The sequence below is a fragment of the Arthrobacter sp. UNC362MFTsu5.1 genome, from assembly GCF_000685965.1.
Taxonomy (GTDB): Bacteria; Actinomycetota; Actinomycetes; order Actinomycetales; family Micrococcaceae; genus Arthrobacter.
This window is the reverse complement of the sequence record NZ_JMLE01000028.1, coordinates 18,258-31,401: the sequence shown is the minus strand read 5'-3', so window position 1 is coordinate 31,401 and position 13,144 is coordinate 18,258. Positions and strand designations below refer to the sequence as shown.

Here is a 13,144-nt window from a genome sequence, read left to right as displayed (position 1 = left end):
GCTAGGCCTCCCGGGATGCAGGCGACTTGGTCTGGGCCGGGTCGCGTTCGGCCAGGGATCCGATGGCGTCATCGATCTTGTCCATGATGGCCTGATCCAGCTTCACGCCGGCGGCCGCCACGTTGCCGGCAATCTGCTCCGGACGGGACGCGCCCATGATGGCGGAAGCAACGTTCTTGTTCTGCAGCACCCACGCGATGCTCAGCTGGGCCATGGTCAGCCCGGCTTCTGCAGCGATCGGCTTGAGGTGCTGGACGCCGGTGAGGACTTCGTCGGACATCCAGCGTTCGATCATCCTGGCGCCGCCCTTGGTATCCGTGGCGCGGCTTCCCTCCGGGGCGGGCTTCCCGGGCCGGTACTTGCCGCTGAGCACACCCTGGGCGATGGGGGACCAGACAATCTGGGACAGGCCAAGCTCTTCGGACGCCGGGACCACCTCCGCTTCGATGACCCGCCACAGCATGGAGTACTGCGGCTGGTTGGAGATCAGCTGGAATCCCAGGTCCTTGGACAGCGCGTGCGCGTCCCGGATCTGGTCCGCCGTCCACTCACTGACGCCGATGTACAGTGCCTTGCCCTGCCGGACAATGTCCGCGAACGCCTGCATGGTCTCTTCCAGCGGCGTCTCATAGTCGTAGCGGTGCGCCTGGTACAGGTCCACGTAATCGGTCTGGAGGCGCGTCAGGGAACCGTTGATGGATTCCATGATGTGCTTGCGGGACAGCCCCACATCATTGTGGCCCTTGGGCCCCGTGGGTCCGAACACCTTGGTGAAAATCTCCAGGGACTCGCGGCGCTCGTCCTTCAACGCCTCGCCCAGCACTTTTTCCGCCGCCGTGTTGGCGTAGACGTCGGCGGTGTCGAAGCTGCTGATTCCTGCGTCCAGCGCCGCCCGCACGCACTGGGTGGCCACTTCGTTCTCCACCTGGGAGCCGTGCGTGAGCCAGTTGCCGAAGGTGATTTCGGAGATCTTGAAGCCGCTGTTACCGAGGTATCTGAATTCCATGGTTTTTACCGTAGTCCACTTGGTTGCTCAGGGTAAGGGCTTTCCGCCACCGACCTGCGGATTACCGCCGGCGCAGTTCCGCGTACTCCAATGAGGGGACCACGGCGCCTGCGTCGCGCTCCACGAAGTTTGTGCCGGGCGGCACCAGATCGTCAATCGCATCCAGCACGGCTTCGTCGAGTACGGTGTCGGCGGCTTTCAGGTACGCGCGCAGGTGTTCCTCGCTCCGCGGGCCAACGATCACGCTGCTGACGGCAGGATGGTTCAGCGCGAAACCGACCGCGAGGTCCACCAGCGGCAGTTCCAGCTTGTCCGCCAGCCGCGCCAGGGAATCTGCGGCGAGCAGCTTGCGCTCGCTCGCCGGGCCGGAGATGTCGTACCGGCCGGGAAGGGAGTGGACCCGTGTGGGCGGTTTCCCGGCGTCCAGGACAAAACTGCCGGACAGCCAGCCGCCGGCCAGCGGACCATAGGCCAGCACACCCAGGCCGTACTGCTGGGCGATCGGAAGGACATCGCGTTCGGTGCCGCGGACCAGCATCGAATAGGGCACCTGGTTGGCCACCGGCGGGATGAGGTGGTTGGTGGTTGCCAGCCACTGGGCCTCCACGAGCTGCGCAGGGGTGAACACGGACGTCCCGTAGTAGAGGATCTTGCCCTGCCGGATGAGGTCGTTCAGCGCCGTGATGGTTTCCAGGACATCCGTGTTGTAGTCCGGACGGTGCGCCTGGTAAAGGTCGATCCGGTCCGTCTGGAGGCGGCGGAGGCTGCCCTCCACGGCCTGCATGATCCAGCGCCTCGAGTTGCCCGAGTGGGCGGGGTTGGCGCTCATCTGGCCGTGGAATTTGGTGGCGATGAAGACGTCGTCCCGGCGGCCCTTGAGGGCGCGGCCCACGACTTGTTCGCTCTGGCCCTGCGAATACACGTCCGCTGTGTCCACCGCGGTGATGCCGGCATCCAGCGCGGCGTTAATGATGCGGATGCTTTCCTCGGCGCCGGTGGGCGCATAGCCCTGGCCGGTGCCGCCGGCGCCAACAGGGGCCGCCGGTGCGCCCTCGCCGAAGTTCATGGTGCCCAAGGTGAGCGGGCTGATCAGGGTCCCGCTGCGCCCGAACACCCTTAACTGGTTGAGGCTCATTCCCGGTTTCCTCACGTCTGACTCCCACGGCTGATTGCTGTGGATCGTCACGAGGCTACACAAAATCGGCCCGGCGGAGGCCTCCGGCGAAGCACTTCTTAGTGTTGCGTAGTCCGGAGTAACGCAGCGGGCGTCAATGACGAATTGTGAATCAGCCGGCGCGGCGGTGCTCAGCCGGCAGGGTGCCCTTCAAGGCGCCAGGATGGCCGGCCAGGGAAACCAGGGAACCGGTGTCCAGCATGGCCATCGGTCCCGGTCCCGGGGGTTTCTCGAAGGAGCGGGGTATGGGCCGGACGGTGGCGTGCTGGTCCGTGGCGGACTCCACCAGGGGCGCTACCGCACTGACCTCTTCCACCGGGGCGTCCGGGCTGGGGAGGTCGCGCACGGTCACCTTCACCTCGGGCGCCGCTGCGGCCTTGGCCCGGGCTGCCGCGCGGGCGTCTGCGCGGGCCACTGCGGCCGCCCAGTCTTCGGCCAGGGCCGGAGTCTCGCGGCGGGCGGTGCTGCCTGTGCGCGGGTGCTTTTCGGATGAGCTGCGCAGCTTCGGCTGCGGGACCGCGGTTTTCGCAGGCGCCCTGACAGGACGAGATGAGCCGGCGGGACGGGCTGACTTAGCCGGACCGGACGACGCAGCGGGACGGCGGCCGAACAGGGCCATAGCGGTGACGGCCACCAGCCGGCCCAGCCCTGCCAGCAGCAGCGTGGCAACAAAAACCAGGAAGAGGCCGATGAACATGACGAACGCCACACCGAGCGTGCCAAAAAAGGTCAGGTTCAGGGCAATGGTGGTGGGATCTTCCATTTACCTCTCCTTACGGCCTGCAGCGCCTGTGTGCCGGCTGTAACCACCCGGCGATAAGCACCCCTTAACAATACGGACTTTTGCGGGGCAACACGCCCGCAGTGAGGTCCGCCCGGGGGTTGTGTCGAAGCTGTTATCGGATATGACAAAGCAGTTTCCGGCCGGTCCCGGCATATAGTCGGAGGCAGCCACCTGGCGACCTCCAGCCACCCCCGAAAAGGACCCCCTGTGACCCCCTCAGGAAACTGCCCGTGCCTGTCCGGTGAGCAGTACGCGGACTGCTGCGGCCGCTACCACCGCGGCGACTCCGAGGCCCCGACGGCGGAACAATTGATGCGCTCCCGGTACAGCGCCTTTGTAGTGCAGGATGCTGCCTACTTGCTCCGCACCTGGCACCCGGATACCAGGCCGGCGGAACTCGACCTGGATCCGGACATGCAGTGGCGCCGGCTGGACATTGTCTCCACCCGCCGGGGCGGACCCCTGGATTCGGAAGGGATCGTCGAGTTCAAGGCCTATTTCAGGCACGACGGCGAGCGGGGGGTCCACCACGAAACCAGCCGGTTCCTGCGCGTTGACCGGCGCTGGTACTACCTCAACGAGGTGGGGCTTGACGATGTTGGGCTTGACGAGGCCAGGCCCTAACGGTCCGCGTCAGCCTCAACCGGAGTGAACCCGGCCCGGTCCACCTTGCGGTGGAACCGCATGCCTGCCAGGCCGCCTACTACGGCGCCAATCAGCGCCACCACAGCCACCACGACGGCGGCAATAATTCCGGTGGTGGTCAGTTGGCCTTCGTTGACGGGGATCCGCGGGAAGCTGTTCAGGCTGGCCAGGATGTTGAAGCGCTCGCCGGCGATCATGGCCAGCAACGCAATCAGCACCGCGAAGATCACGGCCCAGACCCACACCATGAATCCCTGCTTGGCCCCGTTGAAGCGTGCCATCCGGCCGGCCACGTAACCGCCGCAGTAGTACGCCACGAACAGGATCACCAGCAGCACGATGATTCCTGCCAGTCCCACAGTCTGGTCAGCGGCGGCCTGGTTCACGGCCTCGTTGACGTCCGTGCTGGTGGCGAGCCCCACTGCTGTTCCTGCCGCAGCCACCAGGGCGGTGAGCAGGACCGCCGTTCCCGTCGCGGCCAGCCAGCCAAAGAACGCCGAGCCGATCTTGATCCCGCCGAACTGCTCCTTCTCGCGGGCAATCACGGTCTCGCGGGTCGCGGCGTTCGGGTCGGCAGCGAAAGTGTGCTCGCTCGTGGGCGGCACCGCGTAGGCCCGGGTGTCGCCGTCGTAGTCCGTCCCGGCGTCGAAATTACGGCTGGCGCCTGGAGCGTCAGCGTAGCTGCGCCGGCCCTCCAGCCTGTCTTCGACGCGGCTGCCGTCCGTACGGTTGCCGGCGTCGATGCCGTCGGCACCCTCGCCGCGGGCGGCGCGGCGGGACTGTCTGTCTTCGGGCCCTACTGTGCTGCTCATCAGGCGTTCTCGCTTTCATCGATTGGACCGCACCCATCGTTTGGGCCGGCCACCGCTATGCGGAGACGTGCATGGTGGTCCTATGTCCACCTAACCACGGCATGCCGGCGGTAGCAAGGGTGCTTAGCATCTCCGGCGGGTCGAAAATCGGCGAAAATCAGCGGTACTTTCGGTGCAGGTCCTCCTTCACCGATGCCCGCGGAGACGCGTCGGCGATCCACGGTCCGGTGCCTTCGGACTGGTCCAGGACCCCGGCCTCCAGCCAGGTGTAGTCACCGGCGAGCACCTTTTCCGTCAGGTCGCGGTCGGCGTCGTCCGTGTTCCGCCACAGCTGGTCGAAGTACTCGTCCACGCGGACCCGCGCCTGCTCGCAGTATGCCTCGGCGAGTTCGTAGGCGGTGGCTGCCCGCTCCGGGTTGGTATGGAGCATCCCTTCGGCGCGTGAGCAGCACGCCGCCATGGCAAACAGCTCGGCGCCGATGTCCACGATCCGGCCCAGGAACGCCTGTTTGTGCTCGAGCTTGGCTTGCCACCGGCCCATCCCGTAGAAGGTCTGCCGGGCGAGGCGCCGCGAGGAGCGCTCCACAAACCGCAGCTGCTTGGCGAGCCTGCCGAACTCGGTGTAGGACCGCGGATCCATGCCGGCGCCCGCCACCAGTTTGGGCAGCCACTTCGCGTAGAACCCGGAAGCGCCGACGGCGGCCCTCGCCTTGTCGGACAGGCTGGCATCCGCGGAGGCAAGGTCCCCGGCGGCGGCGAGGTGCGCATCCACGGCCTCGCGGGCAATGAGGAGCTTCATGATTTCCGAGGAGCCCTCGAAGATGCGGTTGATCCGGAGGTCGCGGAGCTGCTGTTCGGCCGGCACGGCGCGCTCGCCGCGGGCCTCCAGCGAATCCGCCGTCTCGAAGCCGCGTCCGCCTCGGATCTGCACCAGCTCGTCGGCTATCCGGCAGCTGATCTCCGTGGACCAGAGCTTGGCGAGGGCGGCCTCGATCCGGACGTCCTTCTGGCCGGCGTCGGCCATTTCGGCGGACAGTTCGAAGACTGCGTCCAGGGCGAAGGCGCTCGCGGCGATGAAGGCGATTTTCTTGCCCACAGCTTCGTGTTTGCCCACCGGCCGGCCCCACTGGGTGCGTGCGTTGGACCATTCGCGGGCGATCTTCAGGCTCCACCGGCCGGAGGCCACACAAAGGGCCGGGATGGAGAGCCTGCCCGTGTTGAGGGTGGTGAGGGCGATCTTCAGGCCCTGGCCTTCGCGGCCAAGCCGGTTTGCCGCAGGCACCCTCACCTGGTGGAAGCGCGTCACACCGTTCTCGATGCCGCGCAGCCCCATGAAGGCGTTGCGGTTTTCCACCGTGATGCCGGGGGAGTCCATTTCCACCACGAAGGCGCTGATGCCGCCCTTGTGGACGGTGCCATCGGAATCCGTGTGTTGCGGCACCAGCGCCATGACCACCACCAGTTCGGCGATCACGCCATTGGTGGTCCACAGTTTGACGCCGTCCAAAACGTAAGCGTCGCCGTCGTCCGTGGGAACGGCGGTGCTGCCCATCCGGGCGGGGTCGCTCCCGACGTCGGGTTCGGTGAGCAGGAAAGCCGTGATGGCGCCAGCGGCGCAGCGGGGAAGGTATTCCTGTTTCTGTTCTGCGGTGCCGAACACTTTCACGGGCTCGGGGACGCCGATGGACTGGTGCGCGGAGAGCAGCGCCCCGAGGCTGGGGTGCACCGAACCCAGCAGGGCAAGAGCCCGGCCGTAGTACACGAGCGACAGGCCCAGGCCGCCGTACTCGCGCGGGATCTTCATGCCGAACACGCCCAGCTCGGCCAGGCCGGCGAGGTAGTGGTCCGGAATCCTGGCGTCCCGCTCGATCAGGCGGCCGGACATGGTCCTGCAGTAGGCGGTGAGGCGGTCCATGAACTCTTCGCCGCGTTCCACGTCCTCGGTCCTGGCCTCGGGCCAGGGGTGGATCAGCGAGAGATCGAAGCTGCCCAGGTACAGGCCTTTGGCGAAGCTGGGCCGGTCCCAGGTGGTTTCCCGGGCGGCCTCGGTGATGGCCCGGGCATCGGCTTCGGTGGCCTCGGGCCCGATCTTGTCGGGGGCGACGGGAACGTCGGCGGCTGGACTGTCAGTGGCAGAGCTCACGGGGCATCTCCTCTAACCGGGGTGGCCGGCTCGAGCCCTGGGTCCGCCTCGGGTGGGGAACCCTTCAGCTGTCCCTCAATGCTACCCGCGGGTAGGTTCCCGTGCTAGGGGCAGGCTGCCCTTGGAAGTCGCCGGGGAGCTCCACCGTGGAGGCGTGGTGCACCAGCCGGTCCCAGAGGTGGTTGATGCCGTGCACCAGGCCCAGCAGGGTGCCGGCAATGATGAACCAGGCGAACCGGCCCACCCCCACGAGCACCATGGCCAGGAAGCCGGCCGTCATCATAAAAGCCACAATCAGCAGACCAAACACGAGCGTTCCGATGAACACGAAAGTGCCTGTCTCTACTGCGCTGAGATCGAACTGCATGTTTCCCCCTGCATCATTGCCTGGCTGGATCAAGTAGCACGAGCGTAGGGTGCGGACGGCTCCGCCAACCAGAGCCGCACGGCCGTGGCGCGGGTGTTGATACGGGATCGAAATGCTACCGGCCCGTAGGTCACGGCGCGGTCACTGTAACCCCACCCGTAACACGCGTAACAGCCCGTTGCGGACGTACCGGGAGGTGCACCGGCGGCGCGCGGGGGTCCCTTTGGGTTCGGCCGGGGTGCCGGTTGCGGCGTGAAACGGCGACGGGCCGGCTTCCGGGCACACTGCGTTAACCTTGTAGTTGGCAGTTTTCGGGTTTTCCGCTGCCCGACAAGTCCTGTGGCAGCTGAAGGAGAGTGTGTGTCCCGATCCGCCCCGTCCTCCGCGGACGCGATCAATGCCCGGCTCCGGGACCTTGAACTCCTGACCAAAGGACCGGCCTGGGCGCTCACCCGGTCCGCCCCGTGGGTCATCGCAGTCCTGCAGGCTTCCTTTACCCGCACCCGTCCGCAGCTTCCGCTGGAAGAATTCCATGCCGACGTTGATGCCTTCCTTGAGCAGCTCCGCCGCCAGGACCCGGGGTTGGGCGGCGTAGCCAACGGGAAGTCCTTCGGCGATGAATGGACCCGCAGGAATTTCCTGACCCGCCGCAACCAGTCCGGGCAGATCGTCTACGAAGTCACGGAGCCCGCGGCCCGCGTCCTCGCCTTCCTGGACAGCCTCTCCAGCGAACGCTCCACCCTGAACGGTTCCCGGCTGGGGACGCTGCTGGGCGACGTCGAAAAGCTGGCCAATGAGACAAACCCGGACCAGACCGCCCGGCTGGAGTCCCTCGAGGACGAGATCGAGGAGCGGCAGCAGCTCATCGAGGACATCAGCTCCGGCGACTTCGACGGACTGCTGGACGATGACGAGGCCGTGGAGGCGGCCGGAAACATCCTGGACCTCGCGGCCAGCCTGCCGGCCGACTATAAGAAGATGCGTGACCGGATCGAGGAACTGGTGGGCGAGCTCCGCAACCAGATCATCGAGGAATCCCTCAGCAAGGGTGCCACCATGGCGCAGGTGCTGGAGGCGGACAAACGGCTCCGGCAGAGTCCTGAAGGAAGGACGTTCCGGTCCTTCACGGCGTTCCTGGAGGACCCACAGCAGCAGCTGCGGTTCCGTTCCGCGATCGGAGAAGTGCTCAGCCGCCAGTTCGCGGACGACCTCAGCCACGAGGACCGCGAAACGCTGAAGAACCTGGTGGCCGAACTCCGCACCCAGCACAGCCAGATCCAGCGGATCTACGGCAAGCTCAGCGAAAGCCTCAACACCTACGTCCAGAGCGACGATTTCCGCCAGTCCGTCCGGTTGCGGAAGGTGCTGCGCGAAGCCGAGCAGGCCATTCGCTCGCTGCCGTACGAACGGGAACGCCCCGGGCTGGTGCCCGGACCGGTACTCTTCAACGCCGGCTTCGAGTCCCTGTCCATGGTCAAGCTCTTTGACCCCGACGAGTTCGCGGCCCCGCCCAAGCTGGCCGACCCCATCGCCTTCAGCGACTCGGACCGCGTGCGCTCGCCGCGCACCGGGAAGGCCAAGCCGGCGGCCATCCGCGCCGCGCTCGCCGGGGCCGCAACCCTGCCGGAGGCGTGGGAGCAGCTTCCGCCGGAGGAACGCCACATCAACTCCATCCGCGCCCTGCTGTCCCACGCGCTGCACGACGGCGCCGGCTTCGACCGCGCCGGCTGGGACGCCATCGACTTCGAACAGATAGACGGCACCACCCGCAAGGCATTCCTGCCGGTGGTCACCCTCACAAAGGATTGACGATGACTGAAGAGATGACGACGACGGAAACCCCGGCGGTCGAACCTGCCCCGGTGGTTGAGTCCGTCGAGACCGGGATTTCGACAAGCTCAACCATCGGTGGGGTGACCCCGCGGGATACGTTCGTCGACGGCGCCGCGCTGTTCCCGGGGGACACCGGTGTGCTGCCCATGAAGGTCCGCCAGGCACTGGTGAAACTGCTGAAGGGGCCGTACATCGACGGCGGCCGGGACGAAAAACTCTGGACCACCCTGCTGGACAACCAGCTGATCCTGCGGAGCCGCCTGTCGGAGCTGTTCCTGACGCTGCAGCTCGACCACGAACGGAAAGTGGCCGTGCTGCGCCCGGTGGACCCGGAAGCGATCGGCGGCAGCACCCGCTCCAGCATCCTGCGCCAGCAGCGCGCGCTCAGCCGGGTGGAGACCATCGTGCTGCTGCGCCTGCGCCTCCTGCTGGACCGCCACGTCACGGCGCAGACGGATCCCACGATCACGAAAGAGGAAATCGCCGAGCTGGTTGCCCACTACCAGCCGTCCGGCCAGCAGGACGCCCTGCGCGACTCCGATGTGGTCAACCGCGCCATCACCAAGCTCCTGGCCCGCCAGCTCCTCATCGCCACCGGCCTCGAGGACGTCTACACCATCTCCAACGCCCTCCCGCTGGCCCTCCCCTTCGAAAACATCGGCGACATCCCCGCCCACATCGAAGCCCTGGTAGCTGCCACAGCAGACCCAGCCGGCACGGAACCGCTCCTGGAGTTCGACAGCGACGCCGGTGAGGAACCGAACGACGACGACGGCGATGCCGCCAGCGCCGCGAACACAACCACCGAGGGGGCAGAAGCATGAGCATCCCCACCATGCTGCCCATGGGCGAACTCACCAACCCGGGCCAGATGCGGCTCGCGCTGGTGCAGGTGGTCAACTGGGGCACGTTCCATGGCGCCCACACGATGCACGTGGACCGCAACGGCACCCTGCTGACAGGCAACTCGGGCGTCGGCAAGTCCACGCTGTTTGACGCCATGCTGCGCGTGTTCGACGCCCGGCCGCGTTCCAACGAGGCCGCGGCGCAGCGCTCCGGTGCCGTGGAGGACAAGCGGACCACGTTCACCTACATGCGCGGCAAGGTGGGCGACAAGGCCGTGGGCGAGGGCTCAGCCAGTGCCTTCCAGCGCCCCGGTGCCACGTGGTCCGCCGTCGCCCTGACGTTCGATAACGCGGCCGGCACGAAAGTGACGGTGTCAGCGCTCTTTGACCTGCCGAAAAACGGCACGGAATCGAGCGTCGGGCGGTACTACCTGATCGACAACAAGCCGCTGGACCTTGCCGCCATCGAGGGCATCGCGGAGAAGCGGTTCACCAAGGCTGCACTGGACACCCTCTTCCCGGACGCGCAGGTTTTCGACGTGCACAAGGCGTTTGCGGAGCGGTTCCGGCGGCTGCTGGGCATCAGTTCGGACCAGGCCCTCCCGCTGCTCCGGGTGATCCAGGCCGGCAAGGGACTCGGCGGCAGCGTCAACACCTTCTTCCGGGACCAGGTGCTCGACGCTCCCGCAACGCTGGCCGCGGCGGACGACGTCGTCGAGGAATTCAGCAACCTGATGTCCATCCGGCAGCGGCTGGAGGACGTGCGGCAGCAGCGCGACCAGCTGGCTCCGGTACCCGGACTCAACAAGGAATATGCGCAGTCCCTGCTGGACGCGAACCGCCTGCGGGAGCTGGCGGGCGAAGAGTTTGACGCCTACAAGCAACAGCTCGCGGTGACTGTCCACGAGAAGACCCTGGTCCGATTCAAGGACCTTGCCCACGCAAAAGCCAAGGAGCTCGGCGCGGAGCGTGCGGTCCGGGACGGCCTGGCCAAGGATCTGCGGCAGCTCGAAGCCGACTACAACAACCAGGGCGGCAACGCGATCTCGGCGATCGAGCAGTCGCTGGAGAATGCCCGGGTGGGACTCAAGCTCCGCCAGCAGGTGGAGGAAGCCGCGCGGCAGGCGCTGGCCGATGCCGGGCTGGACCTCGAATGGACGTCCGACGGCTGGGAGCAGGCCCACACGCATGCCGCCGATCGTTCGGCCGAACTCCGGGACGACTCCGAGGCGCTCAAGGAGCTGCGGTTCGAGGCGTTCGACGGCCACGCCACGAAGAAACGCGAGCTGGCCGCGGCCCAGCAGGAACTCGTCTCGCTGAAGACGCGCAAGTCCCTGCTCCCGCCGTCGAGCATTGAAAACCGCACGGCCATCGCGGCGGCAACCGGGGTGCCGGAGGAACGGATGCCGTTCGGCGGCGAGCTGATCGACCTCGCCGAAGGGGAGGACCGGTGGCGGCCTGCCGCCGAACGCGCGCTGCGGAACCTGGCCACCACGCTGCTGGTTCCCGGCGAGCACTTCGCGGCCGTGACCCGCTACCTGAACGACCACTCCGTCCGCGGCGCGCTCCGCGCCGTGGACGTCTCCAAGCCGCTCGCCGGCGGCGCGCTGGCCGTTGAGGACGCGGCCGACGGCGATCTCCTGACCAAGCTGGACATCCTCACCACCGGTCCCGCGGCGGACGCCGGCCAGTGGATCCGTGAGCGGATCGCCGTCGACTTCGCCTACCCGTGCGTCGAGAACCCGGACGACCTGGCTGCGCTGGACAAGGGCCTGAGCCTGGGCGGCGTGGTCAAGCGCAACCGCCACACCGTGGAGAAGGACGACCGCTTCACCAGCAGGCAGGATTACGTCCTCGGCTTCGACAACGCTTCCAAGCTGGAGCTCGTGGCCGTGCAGGTGGAGGACCTCCAGCAGGAACTGGCCAAGGCCGCCGAACTCGCCCAAAGCCGCGAAGAGTCGCACCAGGGAATGACCCGCCAGCTGGAGGCGCTGCGGCGGATCGCCGAGGACCACCGGCCCTGGGAACAGGTGTCAGCGGCCGTGGCGGAGGACGAGCTCGGCAGGATCGAGCAGCGCCTCAAGGATGCCCTTGCTGCGCAGGCCGACCTGGAGCCGCTGCGGGCCAACATCGAAGCCGCCCGGCACAAGCACCAGTCCAGCACCGAAGCCGCTGCGGTTCTGCAGAGCGAATACAAGGCGCTGGACCAGCAGCTCACGGCCGCGGATTCGCTGCTGGAAGCCGCGCGGATCCGGCTGCGCCAGGCGCCGCCGTCGGATTCCGCCGTCGCCGCACTGGAACCGTACTTCGGCGGCGTTGACGACGTCACGGAGATGCACGAGCTGGACAACCTGGCCAACCAGGTGCGGACCCGGCTGCTTGCCGAACTGCACGCGGCCGAGTCCCGCGGCCAGGCCACTTCGGAGCGCCTTACCCGCATCTTCGAGGGGTTCGTGCGTGACTGGGGGACCGCAATTTCCGCGGACCATGGCACGTCCATCGGTGCTGCCGGGGAGTTCGAGGCCCGCTATCACGCGATCGTCAGCGACGGTCTTCCCGCGCAGGAGGCCGAGTTCCGGCAGTTCTTCAACCAGCGCACCCATGAGTCGTTCAGCACGCTGCTGCACCTCCTGGATGAGGAGCGGCGGTCCATCACCAGCCGCATCCTTCCGCTGAACGGAATCCTGTCGGAGGTCAATTTCCATGAGGGCAGCTTCCTGGAACTGGACATCAAGCAGACCCTGCCGCCCACCGCGAAGCAGTTCAAGGACGCCATCCAGAACGCCCTGAAAATTCGGCACACCCGGCCCTCGCGCGCTGCGGGGGCGGCGGCTACCGGAGCTGAAACGGACGACGACGCCGAGCTCACCAACCGCTACAAGTCGCTGGAAACGCTCGTGAAGCGTTTGGGTTCGCAGGCGCCGGAGGACAGGCGCTGGCGGGCCGAAGTGCTGGACGTGCGCGGGCACCTGTTTATCCAGTGCAAGGAGCACCGGGAAGTATCTGGCCCTCGCGGCGGCAAGCGGACCGATGTGTTTATGCACGCGGACACGGGCTCCATGTCCGGCGGCGAGCGGCAGCGGTTCACGGCGTTCATCATGGCAGCGGCCCTCAGCTACCAGCTGGGCATCGCGGAACAGGGCTTCACCACCTACGGCACCGTGATGATGGACGAGGCCTTCGTCCTGGCCTCGGAGGAATTTGCGGGTGCGGGTATCAAGGCGCTGCACGAGTTCGGCTTCCAGCTCCTGCTCGCGGCCCCGGAAAACGTCATCGACCTGTCGAGGCACCTCGGCTCCGTCACGGAAATCCTGCGGGACAAGCGCACCAACCGTTCCGGCGTGCTCACGTCTCCGGTGATCGGGCCGCGGGCCGGTGCCGAGGGCCAGTGGAGGTCCGAGGCGAACCCGGTGGACATCGTCCTGCGCTGACCCCGCCCTCCCACCAGGACGCTCTCTCACTTCCTGCGGGGTTTTCACCATCGCTCTCTCCCTTTCTTCAGGAAAGGGAGAGAGCGATGGTTTTTTCTGCGTTA

General features: G+C 66.9%; 10 protein-coding genes. 4 read left to right on the top strand and 6 right to left on the bottom strand.

Going from position 1 to position 13,144, the window contains the following annotated elements; genetic code table 11:
• Position 1: 1 nt before the first annotated feature.
• The 3 genes from BS38_RS0119955 to BS38_RS0119945 form a co-directional block, all read right to left on the bottom strand.
• Positions 2 to 1,006 carry an aldo/keto reductase family protein gene (locus BS38_RS0119955; protein ID WP_028272394.1) on the bottom strand — a complete coding sequence of 335 codons (1,005 nt, stop codon included), beginning with the start codon at positions 1,004 to 1,006 and terminating at the stop codon, positions 2 to 4.
• Positions 1,007 to 1,067: 61 nt separating this feature from the next.
• The gene (locus BS38_RS0119950; RefSeq protein ID WP_028272393.1) at positions 1,068 to 2,141 is read right to left on the bottom strand and encodes an aldo/keto reductase; all 1,074 of its coding nucleotides are present in this window, start codon (positions 2,139 to 2,141) and stop codon (positions 1,068 to 1,070) included.
• Between the two features lie 151 nt (positions 2,142 to 2,292).
• Positions 2,293 to 2,943, bottom strand: a complete 651-nt coding sequence (locus BS38_RS0119945) for a hypothetical protein (RefSeq protein ID WP_028272392.1) — start codon at positions 2,941 to 2,943, stop codon at positions 2,293 to 2,295.
• Positions 2,944 to 3,171: 228 nt separating this feature from the next.
• Here BS38_RS0119945 and BS38_RS25760 point away from each other — a divergent pair, with 228 nt between their 5' ends.
• Positions 3,172 to 3,588: a YchJ family protein gene (locus tag BS38_RS25760; RefSeq protein ID WP_043439380.1), complete on the top strand. Its 417-nt coding sequence runs from the start codon at positions 3,172 to 3,174 to the stop codon at positions 3,586 to 3,588.
• Here BS38_RS25760 and BS38_RS0119935 read toward each other — a convergent pair.
• From BS38_RS0119935 to BS38_RS0119925, 3 genes are all read right to left on the bottom strand, one after another.
• Entirely contained in the window at positions 3,585 to 4,421 is an 837-nt protein-coding gene (locus BS38_RS0119935; protein WP_028272391.1) for a TIGR04086 family membrane protein, read from the bottom strand. The two genes, BS38_RS25760 and BS38_RS0119935, sit on opposite strands and share 4 nt — an antisense overlap.
• Positions 4,422 to 4,578: 157 nt before the next feature.
• On the bottom strand, positions 4,579 to 6,564 hold the full coding sequence (locus tag BS38_RS0119930) for an acyl-CoA dehydrogenase family protein (RefSeq protein ID WP_028272390.1): 1,986 nt from the start codon (positions 6,562 to 6,564) through the stop codon (positions 4,579 to 4,581).
• A 64-nt stretch (positions 6,565 to 6,628) separates the two neighbouring features.
• The gene (locus BS38_RS0119925; protein ID WP_028272389.1) at positions 6,629 to 6,931 is read right to left on the bottom strand and encodes a hypothetical protein; all 303 of its coding nucleotides are present in this window, start codon (positions 6,929 to 6,931) and stop codon (positions 6,629 to 6,631) included.
• Between the two features lie 360 nt (positions 6,932 to 7,291).
• On the opposite strand from BS38_RS0119925, the gene BS38_RS0119920 reads away from it, so the two are divergent.
• From BS38_RS0119920 to BS38_RS0119910, 3 genes are read left to right on the top strand one after another with little or no spacing between them, the layout of a single operon-like run.
• Positions 7,292 to 8,740 (top strand): DUF3375 family protein, encoded by a 1,449-nt coding sequence (locus BS38_RS0119920; RefSeq protein WP_028272388.1) that lies wholly within the window; start codon positions 7,292 to 7,294, stop codon positions 8,738 to 8,740.
• Positions 8,741 to 8,742: 2 nt separating this feature from the next.
• The gene (locus tag BS38_RS0119915) at positions 8,743 to 9,588 is read left to right on the top strand and encodes a DUF4194 domain-containing protein (RefSeq protein WP_028272387.1); all 846 of its coding nucleotides are present in this window, start codon (positions 8,743 to 8,745) and stop codon (positions 9,586 to 9,588) included.
• On the top strand, positions 9,585 to 13,040 hold the full coding sequence (locus BS38_RS0119910; protein WP_028272386.1) for an ATP-binding protein: 3,456 nt from the start codon (positions 9,585 to 9,587) through the stop codon (positions 13,038 to 13,040). The genes BS38_RS0119915 and BS38_RS0119910 overlap by 4 nt, the downstream gene beginning before the upstream one ends.
• Positions 13,041 to 13,144 lie beyond the last annotated feature (104 nt).